Source organism: Parvimonas pharyngis, assembly GCF_046569675.1.
GTDB lineage: Bacteria > Bacillota > Clostridia > Tissierellales > Peptoniphilaceae > Parvimonas.
On sequence record NZ_JBKICJ010000003.1, the window covers coordinates 76,230 to 95,422 of the forward strand.

Below are 19,193 nucleotides of genomic sequence, written 5' to 3' on the forward strand. Positions count from 1 at the left end.
AAAATATTCTATTCTACCGCATTACTACTTCTCGTTGATATGAAATAGACCTTGGTCAAATATTTCTCTTACATGATCATCAACTAATGAATAATATACTACTTTGCCTTCTTTTCTATTTTTCACTAAATTAGCTTGTTTTAAGACTCTCAGCTGATGGGAAATTGCTGATTGTGTCATGTTAAGTAATACAGCGATATCACAAACACACATTTCAGCTTCATGTAAAGCCCATAATATCCTGATTCGTGTTGAATCTCCAAATACTTTAAATAATTCTGCTAGATCATAAAGGCTTTCTTCTTGAGGCATTTTATCTCTAACTTGATTTACAATATCCTCATGAATTACATTGCAGTCACATCTTTCAATTGAATTAAATTTTTTAGTCATATTATCACCTCTTTCTAAATCATTTCATCTGATTACTTGGACAAGTATTCATACGTTGTATATTTATTATATTATTATTTTTCTCTTGTGTCAATAGTTATATGAGCATTTATTCAAGTTTTTTTTATATTATTTAAAATATCTCAAAAACATCTACTAAGACATTAGTACAGTCCTTTCTCGGTATCCTGTTCCATACATATCCTTTAAACAATTCCTTAAAAATAAAGACTTCTCCTTCGTACAAGTTTTCGGTTTCTTTAATAGCTTCATCTAACAGCTTATTACATCACTCATGTGGTCAACTCCTTATCAATAACCTTATAAACAACATTTTTGATAATATCACATGTATAAATCATGTAAAAGTCAATGCAAAAACCGCCAATCAAGAGAACCTAACTCTTAATTGACGGTTTATATTAGTATTAAATCATACTTCCATTTCAATTCCAGATTTAAAATTTACCTTTCTATCTTCAAAAGTAAATTCAGACATATTTGGAAAATTAACTTTTTCAATTATTCCCTCTATATATTTTTTCTTTCTTCTTCCCATATATTACCTTTCTATTAGCAGAAAAGAGCAAAATAACTTCTCTCTTAATTCTACATACAATATTTTATCTATATAAAAATGTTTTATTCTTTAAGAAATTGATTTATATTTAATCCCTTAATACACTAAATATTATATCATATTTTCAAAATAATATCTAAATTTTTGTATTAAATTACACATATAGTTTTTATATTTAATACATAAAAAATTATTAATAAAAAAAGAGCAAATATTAAATATTTGCTCTATCTTATCTATTTATTTTTTCCACAACATTTTTTATATTTTTTACCACTTCCGCAAGGACATGGATCGTTTCTTCCAATTTCTTTTCCTTTAACATAAGTAGTTTGTTCATCTTGAACATTTGTAGAAACTTCTACTGCAGCTCTTTCTCTTTCAATTTCAGCTCCTGCAGGTTGAATGTTGAATAATCCTTTTAAAACATCTGCTCTGATTGACTCGTTCATTTCATTGAACATTTCAAATCCTTCTGCTCCGTATGCTCTAACTGGGTCTTGTTGTCCATAAGATCTAATACCGATACCTTGTCTTAATTGATCCATAGCATCTATATGATCCATCCATTTTCTATCAACAACCATTAACATGATTACTCTTTCGATTTCTCTCATTTGTTCTGAACCGATTTGTTCTTCTTTTTCAGCATAATATTTTTGAGAAACTTCTTTGATATAATCTTTTAATTGTTCTTTATTTAAACCTTTCATTTCATCAAAGTTCAATAAGCCATGTGGTAAATAAGCATTTTCAATCGCTAACTTCAAGTCACTTAATTCGATAGATTTTCCATTTGAGTATTGTTCAACTGTTACATCTACGAATTCTTTTAACATTTCTTGAATGTTATCTTTCATATCTTCTCCGTCAAGAACTGCACGTCTTTCTTTGTAAATTACATTTCTTTGTACATTCATAACGTCATCGTATTTTAATACGTTCTTTCTGATACCAAAGTTGTTAGCTTCAACTCTTTCTTGAGATCTTTCGATTCCTCTTGTAACTGCACTAAATTCTAGCACTTCATCTGGATCGTAATTTCTTCTCATGGCAAATCTTTGAATTGCTTCTCCACCGAATAAACGCATTAGGTTATCTGAAAGTGAAACGAAAAATCTTGATTCACCAGGATCTCCTTGACGTCCAGCACGTCCTCTTAACTGATTGTCGATACGTCTTGATTCATGTCTTTCAGTACCAACTATGAAAAGACCACCAGCTTCAATAACTTTTTTAGCATTTTCATCAGTTTGAACTTTATATTTATCATATAATTCTTTAAATACTTTTCTAGCAGCTAAAACTTCTTCATCATCTGTTTCCCAGAATGAATCTAAGTTGTCTAAGATATATTGAGGCGTACCATTTTTTTTCATTTCATGTTTAGCCATAAAGTCTGGGTTACCACCTAAAAGAATATCAGTACCACGGCCTGCCATGTTTGTTGCAATAGTAACTTTACCAAACACCCCTGCTTGAGCAACTATTTCAGCTTCTCTTGCATGGAATTTAGCATTCAACACGTCATGTTCTATTCTCATTTTCTTAAGAATAGCACTTAATAATTCTGAAATTTCAATTGAAATTGTACCAACAAGCACTGGTTGTCCTTTTGCATGTATTCTTTCAATTTCTTGAACAATACCTTTAAATTTAGCTTCTTCTGTTACATAAACTCTATCGTGATGATCTTTTCTGATAACAGGTTTATTTGTTGGAATTTCAATAACATCCATGTGATAGATTTCATTGAATTCGTCCTCTTCTGTCTTTGCAGTTCCTGTCATACCAGAAAGTTTTTCATACATTCTGAAGTAATTTTGGTAAGTAATTGTAGCAAGAGTTCTAGATTCAGACTTGATTTCAACACCTTCTTTAGCTTCTATCGCTTGGTGTAATCCTTCACTATATCTTCTACCTTCCATGATACGTCCAGTAAATTCATCAACGATTAAGATTTCTCCATCTTCACTTACAACGTAGTCAACATCTCTTTGCATTGTATTATTTGCTTTTAATGCTTGATTGATATGATGAGCTACTTCCATATTAACTGGATCTGAAAGGTTAACAAGACCAAAGAATTCTTCAGCTTTTTCAGTACCAATTTCAGTTAAGTTAGCAGTTTTATGTTTTTCATTAACTACAAAGTCAACAGTTTCTTCTCTAAGTTCTCTATTATAGAAATCTTCATTTTCTTCATTTGGATCTGCAATTCTTCCCTTTAAACTCTTTACGAATCTATCAGCAAGTGCATATAAATCAGTTGATTGATCTCCTTCACCTGAAATGATAAGTGGAGTTCTAGCTTCGTCAATTAAAATTGAGTCAACCTCATCAACTATTGCATAATTAAGTCCTCTTTGAACTAATTCTTCCTTGTAAACAACCATGTTATCTCTTAGATAGTCAAAACCAAATTCTGAGTTTGTTCCATAAGTGATATCACAACCATAGTTATAACGTCTTTCATCATTTGAAAGACCATGTAAAATACAACCTACTTTTAAGCCTAAGAATTCGTGAACTTTACCCATCCACTCCTTATCTCTCTTTGCAAGGTAATCATTTACTGTTACGATATGAACACCTTTACCAGTAAGCGCATTCAAATAAGAAGGTAATGTCGCTACTAAAGTTTTACCTTCACCTGTTTTCATTTCGGCAATTCTACCTTCATGTAGAACAACCCCACCAATTAACTGTACTCTATAATGTTTCATACCTAAAACTCTATAAGCAGCTTCTCTTACAGTTGCAAAAGCTTCAGGTAAAATATCGTCTAAAGTTTCACCATTTGCTAATCTTGTCTTAAATATTTCTGTATTATTTCTAAGTTCATCATCTGTTAATTTTGAATATTGTTCTTCGTATGACATAATTTTGTCTACGATTGGATTTATTTTTTTAAGTCTTTTTGCTGAAGAATTAAAAAGTTCACTAAAAAATCCCATAATTCACCTCTATTTAAAATATATATTTTCGCACATTTATTATTTTACCATAAATAGTCAAAATATACAAATTTTAATAAAAAATTTACGAAAAAAATTTATTATGTTTTAATACAAGATATTGACATTTTTCTAAAAATTTTATAAAATTATCTAGTATTCGTGTGATACCAATAGTAGCCTATTTTTTAGGCAGAGTAGGAAACTTGCATTAAGTGTTACAAGATGGGATGTTGCTTGTAAACGAAGAGACACACTCGTGGTTAGTTTTCGCATCCACTGTTGGCATTGATTTTGAAAGGAGAAAAATGAAGAAAAATAGGTTTACAACCACACAACTAGCTATCGCTGGACTTATGATAGCTTTAACAATTATTTTGTCTTATCAAAATATTTATTTATTCCCACCTAGAAGTGGAAGAATAACTCTAAGATTTATACCTATGATATTCTCAGGTATAATATTAGGACCTACACTTGGAACAATCATTGGAGGAGCATCTGACCCATTGATTTATTTCATGACATTAGGTTCACCTGGAATGTATTTCCCAGGATATATGTTAACAAATATGATAATGGGATTTTTTCCAGGACTTATACTTGGAAAAAATATTGAAAAAGAAAGTAAACTTTCAATCACTTTAAAAGTTGCTTTAATTTCAATTCTTTCCTTTGTAGTTACAATTTTATTAGACAGCTTCTGGCTTTCTTTAACAAGAGGCAAAGGATTCTGGTTCTATGTTGTTTCAAGAACAGTACCAAACTTAATTCAAATGGCAATTACATTTGTTGCAATTTTAGTTTTATCAACTAGAATCAAAAAAACTTACAGATAATTTAATTAAAGAAAAATCATAAACACGAATCTAAACTGACTACAAAAATAGTCAGTTTTTTTATTGATAAAAATATTGATGTATCTTCGATACATTTACTTTTGCTATAGCAAAAGTATGAGATCTCTCCGCTACATTCGTTTCACTCATTTCGGTCGAGATGACGTTTAAGGAAATAGCTTCGCTTTGTAGCTTAACGTTAAAGGTAAATAAGCTTCAAAATAGATTTATTAAATTAATAGAAAACAAAATATATTATAAGAAAATTTTTTTATTTATTTAAAAAAATAAAAAATAAAAAAAAATTCATTTTATTTATATATTTTATTAATTGAAAAGTTTCACGTCATAGCACTTTGCAAAGAGATACACCAAACACGTCATCTTGAGCGTAGTGCAACGAAGTCGAAAGATCTCAACTATTGCTTGTTTCCAAGCAATAGTAAGTCCTGTAAAGGACTTATATAAAAACAAAAAATCTATATATAATTACAACTAATTTATCTAAAATACTTTTTCTTATATATTATATGCATCTTCGATACATTTGCTTTGCTAATTATTTTGACGTGAGTTTTTTTGTTCTTTATGCTAAATAAAATGTAAAATCTAGGCTGAATTCAAGCTTAATTTAAAAATGTAATACTTTGTACTAAAATTATCAATATATCTAAAAATATGTATTGTCTTTACATATTTTATTTGATATAATATACATATTAAGATTAAGGAGGATTCTATGAAAATTAATGTAAATTCTGAAATAGGAAAATTAAAATCAGTTTTACTTCACAGACCTCATAAAGAACTTTTAAATTTAACACCTTATCTACTAGATGAGCTTCTTTTTGATGAAATTCCATTTTTGGATAATGCTCAAAAAGAACATGATATGTTTGCAAATATTTTTAGACAAAATGGATGCGAAGTATTCTATCTTGAAGATTTGTGTGCTGAAAGTCTTTATGATGATGGCTTAAGAACTGCTTTTATTGAAGAATTTTTAGATAATGCAGATGTGCATGTAGAAAATGAAAAAAGATTATTAAGAGAATATCTATTTTCTATAAAAGATAACAAAGAATTAGTTTTAAAAATGATGGAAGGTGTTAGAAAGAACGAAGTAGATTTAAAAGAACCTTCAACTTTGAGCGAAATTGTTTCAAAGCATGATTTCTTCATTTCAAAACCGCTTCCAAATTTATACTTCACTAGAGACCCATTTTCATTCATCAAAGATGGTGTAAGTTTAAATACAATGTGGTCTGTTACAAGAAGAAGAGAAACTCTTTTTGGAAAACAAATATTTGAACACCATAAAGAATTCAAAGGAATCAAAAAATGGTATGATAGAACTGATGTTCCATCAATCGAAGGTGGAGATATTTTAGTTTTATCTGAAGATGTTGTAGCTATAGGTATTTCACAACGTACAACTCCTCTTGCAATTGAAACAATTGCAAAAAGACTTCTTGAAGGAGAAAACGGAGTAAAAACTGTACTTGCAATGGTAATTCCAGATAATAGAGCTTTCATGCATCTTGATACTGTTTTAACTTCAGTTGATAGAGATTTATATACTCTTCACCCTGAAATTGAAAAGACATTAGAAATTTATTCTCTAAAATTAGTTGATGGAAAAGTAAAAGTTGAAACTGAATCAACTGATATTGAAGTTGCATTGAAAAAATATCTTCATGTAGATAAAATTGAATTTATCCGTATGGGAAAAGGCGGTCTTTTAGATACTCATAGAGAACAATGGTCAGACGGATACAATACTTTAGCTATTGCACCTAGAGAAGCTATTGTTTATGATAGAAACACTATTACAAATCAATTACTTGAAGAAAAAGGGGTAAAACTTCATAAGATTGATTCAGGTGAATTATCTAGAGGTCGTGGGGGCCCAAGATGTATGAGTATGCCTCTATTTAGAGAAAACTTATAATAGTCTAAATAAATTTAAAAAAATAAAAGCACAGATTAACTGTGCTTTTTTTGTACAACAAAAAATCAACGAATTTCTTCGTTGATTTTTAATATTTATTAAACTCTTTCTACAAATAATTTTCCTAATTCCCCATTGAAATCAACTTCTTCTGTATCCAATGAATCAACAAAAGTCAATTCAACACCTAAAGTTTCTTTCATAATAAATTCTTTGTAGTTTTCAACTGCTTTTTTCAATCTATCTGTACAAGTATATTTAATTTTAATTTCATCAAGCACATCAAAATCAGCTGATTTTCTCATTTGTTGTATCTTAGAAATTATTTCTCTTGCAAAACCTTCATCAAGCAATTCGTCAGTTAAAGTAGTATCTAAAATTACAAATAGATTATTTTCCATTGTAACGTCAAATCCTTCTTTAGCACTTACTTTTACATCAACATATTCTTTAAGAATTTCAGTTTCTTCCCCATTTAATTCAACAAGAACTGCCCCATTTTCAAGTTTTTCTAAGAATTCTTTAGGATTTGTTTCATTTAAGAAGTTTCCAAACGCTTTAATTTTAGCTCCTAAGATTTTTCCACAAACTTTGAAATCCGGTTTTAACATATAGTTCATAAAGCCTGACAAGTCTTTTTCGAATACAACTTTCTTAACATTAAGTTCTTCCATTATCAATTCTTCTAAATCGCCGATTTTTTCTTTTAATGCATAGTCAACAACTATTTCAGATAATGGTTGTCTAACCTTAATCTTAACTTTTTCACGACTTGCACGACCAATTGTTACAAGATTTCTTACAATTTCCATCTTTTCTTCTAATGCTTCGTCAATTAAACTAGCATCATATTCAGGAATGAAATCTAAATGAACACTCTTCTTGTCTGTTAAATTACGATACATTTCTTCAGCAACAAAAGGAGTAATTGGAGCTACAATCTTTGAAATTCCAAGTAATATTTCATAAGTTGTATTATAAACAGCCTTCTTATCATCGTCAACTTCTGTTTTCCAGAATCTTCTTCTATTTCTTCTGATATACCAGTTTGAAAGATCTTCAATTACAAAATCAGAAATTGCACGAACAACTTTTGTAACTTCAAATTTATCCATATTTTCAGTATACATCTTCAAAAGATTATTGAAACGTGATAATATCCATCTGTCTATTTCAGGTCTCTTATCATAATCAACAAAGAACTCTCTTGGATCTATATCGTCAGTTCCAGAATATAGTTGGAAGAAATTATAAGTGTTCTTGAAAGATCTAAAGAATTTACTTTCAATTTCTCTAAGTCCTTCAACATCAAATCTAGTAGGAACCCAAGGTGGAGAAACATAAAGGGCATATAGTCTTACAGCATCAGCACCATATTTATCAAATAATTCTATAGGATCAATCGTATTTCCACGAGATTTACTCATTTTCTTTCCGTCTTTATCTAAAATTAAGTCATTAACTAAAACATTTTTATATGGAGATTTCCCAGTTATTAATGTTGAAATTGCAAGTAATGAATAGAACCATCCACGAGTTTGGTCAATTCCTTCACAAATGAAATCTGCAGGGAATAATTCTCCAAAGTTTTCTTTGTTTTCAAAAGGATAATGATGTTGTGCAAATGGCATTGCCCCAGAGTCAAACCAAACGTCAATAACATCTTTTTCTCTAGTCATTGTGCCACCACATTTTTCACATTTTAAATGAACATTATCTACAAATGGTCTGTGTAATTCTATATTTTCATCAATATCTTCAATACTTCTTTCAACCAATTCTTTTCTTGAACCAACACTTGTACAATGTCCACAATCACATTTCCAAACATTGAAAGGAGTTCCCCAATATCTTGAACGGCTGATTGCCCAGTCATTTAAGTTTTCAAGCCAGTTTCCAAATCTCTTTTCTCCAACAAAATCAGGATAAAAATTTACAGCCTTTGCATTTTCAATTAACTTATCTTTATATTTAGTTACTTCAATGTACCAAGATGGTTTTGAATAGTAAATTAAAGGTGTATGACATCTCCAACAATGTGGATAGTTATGCTCAACCTTTTGTTTTTTTAATGCTTTATTATTTTCGAAAAGATATGTGATAATATCAGCATCACATTCCATAACAGGTCTGCCTTCATATCTTGTAGTACTGAATTTTCCTTCTTCATTAACAGGATTGATTAATGGAAGATTATATCTTCTTCCTGTTTGATAGTCATCTTCCCCAAATGCTGGAGCAGTATGAACTATACCAGTACCATCTTCAACAGTAACATAATCTGCAAGAGTTACAAAAAATGCTTTTTGTTTTACTTCAATTTCAGGAATAATTTGTTCATATTCCCAATATTCCATATCTTTTCCTAAATATTTTTCAACAACTTCATAATCTTCACCTAAAACTTTAGTCGCTAAGTTTTCAGCTAAATAATAAAATTCATCATTATATTTAACTTTAACATAAGTTACATTAGGGTTAACAGTCAAACCTACGTTTGAAGGAAGAGTCCAAGGAGTTGTTGTCCAAGCGATAAAGTAAGCATCTTCATCTTTCTTCTTGAATTTCGCATAAACTGTTGTAGTCTTAATCATTTCATAACCTTGAGCTACTTCGTGAGAAGCAAGACCAGTTCCACAACGTGGACAATATGGTAAAATCTTAGCTCCTTCATACATTAAACCTTTTTTGAAAATCTCATCTAAAAGATTCCAAACAGATTCAATATAATTGTTGTCTAAAGTTATATAAGGATTGTTCATATCTGCTAAGAAAGCCATTCTTTCAGACATTTCTCTCCATTTACTTTCATAAACGAAAACAGATTCTCTACATTCCTTACAGAATTTTTCTACTCCATAATCTTCAATATCTTTTTTACTTGTAAGTCCTAATTTCTTTTCAACTTCAATTTCAACAGGTAGTCCATGAGTATCCCAACCTGCTTTTCTCTTAACTTTAAAACCTTTCATAGTTTTATATCTACAAGTCATATCCTTTAAAGTACGACTTATAACATGGTGAATACCGGGTTTACCATTTGCTGTTGGAGGACCATCATAAAAAATATAATTATCATGTCCCTCTCTTGAATTTACAGATTCATGCAACAAATCTATCTCATTCCAATATTCAGATATTTTCATTTCTCTATCCTTAACGGACTCTTTTGAAAGTTCTCTAAACTTTGCCATATTTACCTCCATTTTTCTATAAAAAAATCCCTAAGATAAAATCTTAGGGACGAAATTTTTCCGTGTTACCACCCAAATTATTTAAGATTAAAAAAATCTTAAATCACTCAAAAATCTTTAACGGGATTAACCAAAAAACTCCAAGGTGATACGAGTTTGCTTCATAAAATAGTTTGCACCAGACACTACCTCTCTTAATTAATTCACAATCTCCGTCCTCTTCATCGTTTAATATAAAATACGTGCATTATTATACTATAAAAGCATAAGAATGTCAAATATTTAATTTACTCATTTTATGCATATAAATTCATTTAACAATTTATATTTTTATAGTACAATAATATTAATAAATTTAATATTATTTTTATAGCAAATAATAAAATACCTAAATTTAGGGAGTTAAATGTTTAAAAAAATTAAAATAAGGGTATATAAATAAAAATTTCTTATACCATATTTCGGAGGTAGTTATTTTTTTGGAGGTAGAAATGAATATTTATGATTTTACAGTAAATGACATTGACGGAAATAAAGTTTCCATGCAACAATTTAAAAATAAAGTATTACTAATAGTCAATACAGCAAGTAGTTGTGGATTTACTCCACAATTAGAAGGATTACAAAAACTATACGACGATTATAAAAATAAAGATTTTGTTGTTTTAGGATTTCCTTGTAATCAATTTAAAAATCAAGATCCGGGAACAAACGAAGAAATTAAAACATTTTGTAGTTTAAATTATGGAGTAACATTCCCAATGTTTGAAAAAATTGAAGTTAATGGAAAAGATACTCACCCACTTTATAAATTTTTAAAAGCAAAAAAATCGGGTCTTTTAGGAAATAAAATAAAGTGGAATTTTACAAAGTTTCTTGTAGACAAAAACGGAAATGTCGTTTCAAGATTCGCTCCAACTACATCTCCACAAGATATAGAAAAATATATAGTTGAACTTTTAAAATAAATGAAAGTAAAAATGCATTGTCTAATTGACAATGCATTTTTTATATCTTTACTTAAAATTCTTCAACTTTTCAAAAAGCTCTTCAGTTTCCTCATTAGTTCTCATATTAATATATATTGTCTTTTGATTTTTTCTACTTATCTTTATGACCTTATCTGTTTTGTTGAAAACATAAAGCCTAACATTTCCTTCTCCCTCTAAAGAGAAATTACCATAAGATTTTTCTTTAGTAGCTCCACCATTCATCCTAATAGCTCTTTTATTTGGAAATTTATCAAGCAATTCTATATTCTCAATATCACTTTGTTTTATATTATCTTTATAAAGCATCGTTGAAATTTTTACAGTATCTGAAACCTCAACTTTCCAGTCTTTTTCAAAAATTAGTGCTAGCCCGAATATTATTACAATTGCGAGAAGCATATTTGTAAATGCAAATAATATTTTCCCTTTTTTATTTCCACGATTAATAATTGTACTAGTACTATTCATCGGATCAGAAACTAAAATCCTTGGATCATTCGGATTTTTATATCCAAAAATATCATAGTATTCGTCTTGATCCTCAATGAATTTGTCATCTTCTATATTACTGCTTATTTCTTTATCAATTTTATTAACAGTATATATAAGATAAAAGATAAAAAATGTAATCAGTATTATACTTGCTCCAAGAGGAAGAAAAGAGTATTTATCCATTTTTTGTAAAAATACTAAAACTAAAAACAAAACAGAATATAGATTTACAAAAGTAAAAATTTTATTTTGAAGTTTTATAATTTTAATTTTATTTATATATAAATTCTTTTCTTTGTTATCGCATATAACTGATATTTTAGACCTTCTCCAAAAAAGTCCCATAAATATCATTGCTATTAAAGTTGTTGACAAGCAAATAAACAAAATAAACTCCATATCAGAAAAAGTTCCAAAAATAGAGAAACCAACAACAAAAACTATCAATGGAATTACCCAAAGGAAAATTGGAAGTTTTTGTTTATCTATTTCCTTTGCAACTGATAAATCCACATACTTTCTAGTAAAACTCGCAAAGTTCTTTTCCTTTTTTAGCTTTCTCATTTGTTTTATATATTTATTTGACAAAAATCCTAGAGAAATTAAATAAGCAAATAATATTCCAAGATGGAGTATAATTTCTATATCAGTATTACTAAATAATAGGGAAAATGAAAGTATAAAAAATACTAAATGGAGCAATTTAAAACTCTTTAAACCTTTTTTACTAATTTCTTGCACTTCCTTACTATCTACCTCATTTATAGGAATTGTAGTAAGTAAAATTTTTCCATTATTATAAGAAAAACCCTTCTTTTGTGAAAAATAACTTATCACAAAAATCATCCATAGACTTCCATTCAAAATAAAATCGTAAATCATACTAAAAACTCCTTTCTATAAACTCAAGTAAGAACTCTTTTCCAAGATTCCTTATTTTAACTTCATTAATTAAATTTTGTAAATTCTCTTTTATGTTTTCAATATTTTTATCCGTGCATCTAACATATACAATCGAACCTACACGCCTATCAATCTCTATTACATTTTCACTTTTTAAAATTCCATAAGCCTTATTCACAGTCATGGGATTTATTCCAAAATCTTTTGCGAGTTGCCTAACAGATGGCAATTCATCTCCATTTTTTAAATTTCCATCTGCAATTTCTTTAATAATTCCATTGCAAATCTGAGTGTAAATAGGAACTTCCGACAAAGTATCAATAAAAAACATTTCTCTCATCTCCTTGTATTATATATTATAATACAGGTAATACAAAAAGTCAATAAAAAAAGTTTAGCTTTTAAGAAATTTTTTAATCTCAATTGCTAAACTTTATTAATTGTTAATTTAAAACTTTTTCTTCTTTATTTTTCTTTGACTTCCAAATATACAATGCCACACAACAAATCGTCATTAAAGCACAAGATAAAATAGTTCCTTCAAGTCCAAATGTTGGATTATAAGCGAAACTTCCTTTTACTGAATCCCCTATTTTGAAAATAGAATATGGAACATTTATTCCACTATTTGGTAATCCGAACAATATACTTTGAGTAAAATTCCACATTGCATGTAATCCCATTACCATCCACAAACTGTCGAAATAATATACAATCATTGATGTTAAAACACCAAAAATAAAAATACAATAAAATGGCAAAATCGACATTCCATTATTGAACAAATGTAACGCCGCAAAGAATAGTGAATTAAATATAATTGCAAAAGTTGGACTATTAGTAGATTTTAATAAACGATGATACATAAATCCTCTACATAATAACTCTTCTGCAGAAGATTGAACAAAAACAGCAAATAGCAATCCAATTGCAGGAAATATTTCAAATTGACTAAATCGTAAAGTAAAATCTCCATTTATCATAGCAATTAAAGCGCAAAATCCATTTAACACCAATCCTATCAATAATCCTAAAAATAAGTATGCTATGTTATTTCCCTTAGACTTAGTTGTTATTTTATCAATTATATAATGATTATTTTTAAAAATGAATATTACAAAAAACACTACAATCCATATATAAATAAATAAAATATACATAAGAAATGTATAAGTATATTCATTAGCTTTCAACAATCCAGATGTAAATAAAAATCTTACTAATTTAGGTGTAATCCATCCTCCTACATTTTGAGTTATGTATATAATTGCATAACTTATTATACAAATCCACAAGACATTATCATACCATTTTTTATCCTGTATATTTTCCATAATTAAATCCCCTTTTTCAAACTTTATATTTATACTATATATATATATATTACAATTAAAGTAAAAAGTCAACAGTTGAAATATTAATAATTTTGACTATAAAAATCTATTTCACTTCGTCCTAAATGACTTGCTGCGATATTTACTTCGCAAAATATTATGACTTAAATTATGTTAATTTTAAATAAAAAAGTTTAGTAATTAAGCCAAATAAACTTAATCACTAAACTAAATTTTAATTACTCTTATACACTATAACTGGAGTATTTATTTCAACATTATCATAAATTTGTTTTACTTTTTCAAGTGGAGTATTTATACATCCGTAACTTCCTGATGTTTTATATATACTTCCACCAAATTTTCCATTTCTCCAATTTGCATCATGAATTCCTACACCCTTCCAGTTTATCGGCATCCAATAATCAACATGTGCAACATAGTCATATCCTAACGGAGATAATCCTTTTAGATTTCTGTCTTTTTCTCTACTCCAAACTTTCATAACCCCTACTGGAGTTTCAACTTTTTTACTAACATCACCAGTAACAATATCAGTATCTAAAAGAAGCTTTCCTTCTTTATAGAACCACATATGTTGTCTAGTTAAGTCAATTTCTATATAAGTTTTTCCAATATCATCTTCCTTATCATAATACAGTCCCTTATGAATAAAAACAGGTTCAATAGAATCAGATTGGAAAGTTAAAAGTTTTTCAACTAAAAGATCTTTTGTTTTATTAACATCAATTTGCCATCCATATATTCCGTCTTTACCAGGAACAACAATTTCTCCTTTTCCAGTTGTTTGAAATTTTCTATCCATTCCAAAAGTATCATATTTAATGGCAAGTCTTCTTATATAATCTCTAGCTTTTTGTTCATCTGGCTTTAATTCTCCATCAACAAATGTAAATATATTTGCTAGAATTTCGCCATCAAGAACTTCTTTATTTGAACCAATATTAATCTCATATTTTAATTGAGAAATTTTTTCGTATTTTGAAAGAGCATCTTGTAAAGATTTATCATCTTTTTTCAATTTCGGTTGTTCTGAAATTGTACTCATATCAATACTTTCTTTTCTTTCAGACAATGCAATTAAAATTGCTTCTTTCAACTTTTCTTTTGTTGTGTAAGTTCCTAAAATTTCGCTTTGAATTTCATACTTTCCATCTTTAAATATAATCTTCGCATCCTCTGGATGTTTTAAACCTTTAAGAATTAAAGTGTTCTTTAAAAATTCTTCAAATTTTGCATCATCATAACTTATATTAACTTCCAATTTAAAATCACGACTTGTAAAAAATGCTAAAGGCCAAGTAAATTGATTTTGTAGAATTTTTTTGTCTGCAACATATTCTTCCTTATAATTTATTTTTTCAGGTTTAAAGAAATCACTTTTTCCGTCAACACGGTTTAACTTAATTGAAACATCTGTCCAATCTTTATTAAAAACATCATCTATCATTACATAACTAACATCATTACCATTTATCTTCGTATTAGGCAATGCGATGAAAGAAAATATAATAACCCCTAATAAATAAATTGATATGAATAGTGCACCCAAAAATATACTTATTTTTTTATATATTTTTTTTCTTGAATTATTTTTTTTGCTAACTTTTATCAAAAAATACACCTCCATCCTTGTGAAAATATATAATTATTACTTTATTATATACCATAAATTCAAGTATTATAATCATTTTATTTAATTATACTGCCACATCAACTGAATAATCTATTGATATTATCTTCTAATTTTATCATATTTATTTTTAAAAGTAAAATAATTAAAAAACTTGTATTTCCTATTATAAAAGTTTATAATATATTTAGTAAGGAGGAAGATAAATGCTTAACATTTTTTTAATTTCTGACTCTACTGGAGAAACAGCGGAACAACTTGCACGTGCCGCATTAGCTCAGTTTAATAACATTGAGTATACTTTCGAAAGATTTTCTCATATAAGAGAATTTTCTGATCTTTCAGAGATACTAAACAAATGTAAAGATACTGAGAATTCAATTTTATTTTATTCCTTAGTTGACGCTCCACTATTGGACTATGTTAAAAAGTTTTCAGAACTTCACAGCATGAACAATGTTGATTTGCTTTCTGCATCTATTTTAGCAATTCAAAGAGTGAGCAATATAGTTCCAGGAAACACACCAGGAGCTTTAAGAAAATTAAACGAAGAATATTTTAAAAGAATTGACTCTATCGAATTTGCAGTTCGTTACGATGATGGAAAAGATCCAAGAGGAGTTTTAATTGCAGATCTTGTAATAATTGGAATTTCTCGTACATCTAAAACACCGCTATCTATGTATCTAGCAAATAAAAATATTAGAGTTGCGAATATTCCTCTAGTACCGGAAACACCGGTTCCAGATGAACTATTCCAAGTTTCGCCTAAAAAAATAATAGGCTTAACAAATACTCCAGAAAAATTAGAAAGCATAAGAAAGGAAAGACTAAAATCTTTAGGTCTTCCTGATAATAGTATTTATTCAAATTCAAATAGAATACTTGAAGAACTTGAATATTCTAGCCGAATAATGAAAAAAATCGGCTGTCCTATAATAGATGTATCAGCAAAAGCTATTGAAGAAACAGCTGATATAATTCTAAAACATCTATTAAAAATTAATAAGTAATTGGAGGAAAAAAATGAGCAAATTTGTTTACAATTTTGATGAAGGCAATAAAGACATGCGATCTTTATTGGGAGGTAAAGGTGCCAATCTTGCTGAAATGACTAATATTGGACTAAATGTTCCTTTTGGTTTTACTATTACTACAGAAGCTTGTAATAATTTTTACACAAATGGCGAAAAAATTTCTGAAAGTCTAATTGAGGAAATTAAAACTCACATTATAGACTGTGAAAACAAGCTAAATAAAAGTTTTTCAAGTACAGAAAATCCTCTATTATTTTCTGTAAGAAGTGGTGCTGTCGTATCAATGCCTGGTATGATGGATACTATTCTTAACTTAGGTCTTAACGATAAATCAGTAATTGGTCTTGCAAACTCAACAAATAACGAAAGATTTGCATTTGACAGTTACAGAAGATTTATCCAAATGTTCAGTGACGTTGCTATGGAAATTCCAAAAGTTTATTTTGAAAATGAACTTGACAGAATAAAAGAAGAAAAAAATCTAAAATTAGATACTGAACTAACAGCTGAAGATTTAAAAACTTTAGTTGAAAAATTCAAACAAATTTTTAAAGAAGAAACTGGAAAAGAATTCCCACAAGACCCAATTGAACAATTAATCATAGCTATAAAAGCAGTTTTTAAATCTTGGATGAACCCAAGAGCTATCGTTTATAGAAAATTAAATGGTATTGATGATTCACTAGGAACTGCTGTAAACGTTCAAGCAATGGTATTTGGTAATATGGGTAATACAAGTGGTACTGGTGTAGCTTTCTCTCGTAATCCAAGTACAGGAGAAAATAAATTATTCGGAGAATTTTTAATGAATGCACAAGGTGAAGACGTTGTTGCAGGTATTAGAACTCCAGAATCAATTGAAAAACTAAGAGAAATTATGCCAGAAGTTTATGATGAATTTTTAAGAATCGCAAAAGTTTTAGAAAATCATTATAAAGATATGCAAGACCTTGAATTTACTATTGAAAAAGGTAAATTATTCTTATTACAAACAAGAAATGGAAAAAGAACTACAGATGCTGCAATCAATGTAGCAGTAGATTTAGTTAATGAAGGATTAATTTCAAAAGAAGAAGCTATTTTAAGAGTTGAACCAAAGAGTTTAGATCAACTTCTTCACCCTATCTTCAACGCTGAAATGATGAAAAAGACTCCTATCCTTTCAAGAGGATTAGCTGCTTCTCCAGGTGCTGCAAGTGGTAAAGTTTATTTCCACTCAAAAGACATCGTTGATGCAGTAAAAGCAGGAGAAAAAGTAATCTTAGTTCGTCAAGAAACTTCTCCAGAAGACATCGAAGGAATGATTGAAGCTGAAGGTATTTTAACAGCTAGAGGCGGTATGACTTCTCACGCAGCCGTAGTTGCAAGAGGTATGGGTAAATGTTGTATTGCAGGAGCTAGTGAAATAAAAGTTGACGAAGCTGAAAAAGTTATAAAAACTCAAAACGAAGTAATAAAGGAAGGTGAAATAATTTCACTTGACGGAACAACTGGAATTATCTATAAAGGCGAAATTGAAAAATTAAATCCACAATTAACTGGAAACTTTAAAATATTCATGGATTGGGTAAATGAAATTAAAGATTTAGGAGTTAGAGCAAATGCTGATAACCCTAGAGATGCAAAACAAGCTGTAGAATTCGGAGCTGAAGGAATTGGACTTTGTAGAACTGAACATATGTTCTTTGATAAAGACAGAATCCCTGTTGTAAGACAAATGATTCTTTCAGAAAATATTGATCAAAGAGTTGAAGCTTTAGAAAAAATCAGACCAATGCAAGAAAAAGATTTCTATGATATCTACTGTGTATTAAAAGAAAAATCAGTAACAATTAGATTACTTGATCCACCTCTACATGAATTCTTACCATATGAAGACGAAGATATTAAAAACTTGGCAAAAGAAATGAATATCGAAGAAAGTCATCTAAGAGATGTAATCACAGATTTGGAAGAAGTAAACCCAATGCTTGGACATAGAGGTTGTAGACTTGCAGTTACTTATCCTGAAATATACAGAATGCAAGCAAAAGCTATAATAAATGCTGCAATAAAAGCACAAAAAGATTTGAATATCTCAATTACTCCTGAAATAATGATTCCATTAGTTGGAGAAATTGAAGAATTAAAATATGTAAAAAGAGAAATTGTCGAAGAAATCGAAATGACTTTAAAAGAATTGAACGAAAACATTAAGTACAAAATTGGAACAATGATTGAAATTCCGAGAGCTGCCTTACTTGCTGATGAAATCGCAACAGAAGCTGAATTCTTTAGTTATGGAACAAATGACTTAACACAAATGACATTCGGTTTTTCAAGAGATGATGCTGGAAAATTCTTAAACGAATATGAAAATAAAAAAATATTCGACTTTAATCCATTTGCAAAATTGGATCAAAAAGGTGTTGGTAAATTAATTAAAATGTCTTTCAAACTTGGAAGAGAAACTAATCCTCATCTTCATGTAGGAATTTGTGGTGAACACGGTGGCGATCCTGATACAATTGAATTCCTAAATTCTGTAGGAATCGACTATGTATCATGTTCTCCTTTCAGAGTGCCAATCGCAAGACTTGCAGCAGCACAAGCAAAAATAAAACAAAGTAAATAAAATTTAACTAGAAGAAATTTAAAACAAAATGGATAGCGAAATGCTATCTATTCAGACTGATGACAAAAGTGTCGATGAGCAATCATCGGCACTTTTTTAGTGGAGAAAAAAGGGAAAAGTAGTATAATAATTTGACTATAGAAAAACAAAAATATAAAAAAAGCAAAGACAAAAATTATACTTTGTCTTTGCTCTGAATGTATTGTAAATACATCATTTTATTATTTATTTCTTTCAGAAATACTATTGCTTA

General features: G+C 28.8%; 14 protein-coding genes and 1 riboswitch. Of the genes, 5 read left to right on the forward strand and 9 right to left on the reverse strand.

Annotated elements, in window-relative coordinates; all coding sequences use genetic code 11:
- Positions 1-24 precede the first annotated feature (24 nt).
- From ACLGL0_RS04400 to secA, 4 genes are all read right to left on the reverse strand, one after another.
- On the reverse strand, positions 25-393 hold the full coding sequence (locus tag ACLGL0_RS04400; protein ID WP_411013785.1) for an ArsR/SmtB family transcription factor: 369 nt from the start codon (positions 391-393) through the stop codon (positions 25-27).
- A gap of 133 nt (positions 394-526) precedes the next feature.
- The gene (locus tag ACLGL0_RS04405; RefSeq protein WP_082713872.1) at positions 527-673 is read right to left on the reverse strand and encodes a DUF1413 domain-containing protein; all 147 of its coding nucleotides are present in this window, start codon (positions 671-673) and stop codon (positions 527-529) included.
- 153 nt (positions 674-826) lie between these two features.
- Positions 827-952: a hypothetical protein gene (locus ACLGL0_RS04410; RefSeq protein ID WP_411013786.1), complete on the reverse strand. Its 126-nt coding sequence runs from the start codon at positions 950-952 to the stop codon at positions 827-829.
- A gap of 257 nt (positions 953-1,209) precedes the next feature.
- Positions 1,210-3,930: a preprotein translocase subunit SecA gene (secA, locus tag ACLGL0_RS04415; RefSeq protein WP_233056431.1), complete on the reverse strand. Its 2,721-nt coding sequence runs from the start codon at positions 3,928-3,930 to the stop codon at positions 1,210-1,212.
- A 191-nt stretch (positions 3,931-4,121) separates the two neighbouring features.
- Positions 4,122-4,214, forward strand: a riboswitch (THF riboswitch).
- Positions 4,215-4,238: 24 nt separating this feature from the next.
- Here secA and ACLGL0_RS04420 point away from each other — a divergent pair.
- Both ACLGL0_RS04420 and ACLGL0_RS04425 read left to right on the forward strand, forming a co-directional pair.
- Complete coding sequence (locus ACLGL0_RS04420; RefSeq protein ID WP_313962110.1) at positions 4,239-4,769, forward strand: folate family ECF transporter S component; 531 nt, start codon at positions 4,239-4,241, stop codon at positions 4,767-4,769.
- A gap of 739 nt (positions 4,770-5,508) precedes the next feature.
- Positions 5,509-6,720: an arginine deiminase gene (locus ACLGL0_RS04425; RefSeq protein WP_411013787.1), complete on the forward strand. Its 1,212-nt coding sequence runs from the start codon at positions 5,509-5,511 to the stop codon at positions 6,718-6,720.
- A 98-nt stretch (positions 6,721-6,818) separates the two neighbouring features.
- Here the strand turns inward: ACLGL0_RS04425 and ileS are convergent, their stop codons facing one another.
- The gene (ileS, locus tag ACLGL0_RS04430; RefSeq protein ID WP_411013788.1) at positions 6,819-9,914 is read right to left on the reverse strand and encodes an isoleucine--tRNA ligase; all 3,096 of its coding nucleotides are present in this window, start codon (positions 9,912-9,914) and stop codon (positions 6,819-6,821) included.
- 491 nt (positions 9,915-10,405) lie between these two features.
- Between ileS and ACLGL0_RS04435 the strand changes: the two genes are divergently transcribed.
- On the forward strand, positions 10,406-10,882 hold the full coding sequence (locus tag ACLGL0_RS04435; RefSeq protein WP_411013789.1) for a glutathione peroxidase: 477 nt from the start codon (positions 10,406-10,408) through the stop codon (positions 10,880-10,882).
- A 48-nt stretch (positions 10,883-10,930) separates the two neighbouring features.
- Here ACLGL0_RS04435 and ACLGL0_RS04440 read toward each other — a convergent pair whose 3' ends face one another.
- The 4 genes from ACLGL0_RS04440 to ACLGL0_RS04455 form a co-directional block, all read right to left on the reverse strand.
- Entirely contained in the window at positions 10,931-12,280 is a 1,350-nt protein-coding gene (locus ACLGL0_RS04440; protein ID WP_411013790.1) for a PH domain-containing protein, read from the reverse strand.
- Between the two features lies 1 nt (position 12,281).
- Positions 12,282-12,632 (reverse strand): GntR family transcriptional regulator, encoded by a 351-nt coding sequence (locus tag ACLGL0_RS04445; RefSeq protein ID WP_411013791.1) that lies wholly within the window; start codon positions 12,630-12,632, stop codon positions 12,282-12,284.
- A gap of 112 nt (positions 12,633-12,744) precedes the next feature.
- Positions 12,745-13,635: a CPBP family intramembrane glutamic endopeptidase gene (locus ACLGL0_RS04450; protein WP_411013792.1), complete on the reverse strand. Its 891-nt coding sequence runs from the start codon at positions 13,633-13,635 to the stop codon at positions 12,745-12,747.
- A gap of 235 nt (positions 13,636-13,870) precedes the next feature.
- On the reverse strand, positions 13,871-15,280 hold the full coding sequence (locus tag ACLGL0_RS04455) for a L,D-transpeptidase family protein (protein WP_411013793.1): 1,410 nt from the start codon (positions 15,278-15,280) through the stop codon (positions 13,871-13,873).
- A gap of 215 nt (positions 15,281-15,495) precedes the next feature.
- Here ACLGL0_RS04455 and ACLGL0_RS04460 point away from each other — a divergent pair, with 215 nt between their 5' ends.
- Both ACLGL0_RS04460 and ppdK read left to right on the forward strand, forming a co-directional pair.
- On the forward strand, positions 15,496-16,302 hold the full coding sequence (locus ACLGL0_RS04460; RefSeq protein WP_314557667.1) for a pyruvate, water dikinase regulatory protein: 807 nt from the start codon (positions 15,496-15,498) through the stop codon (positions 16,300-16,302).
- Between the two features lie 13 nt (positions 16,303-16,315).
- Positions 16,316-18,940: a pyruvate, phosphate dikinase gene (gene ppdK / locus ACLGL0_RS04465; RefSeq protein WP_411013794.1), complete on the forward strand. Its 2,625-nt coding sequence runs from the start codon at positions 16,316-16,318 to the stop codon at positions 18,938-18,940.
- Positions 18,941-19,193: the final 253 nt, after the last annotated feature.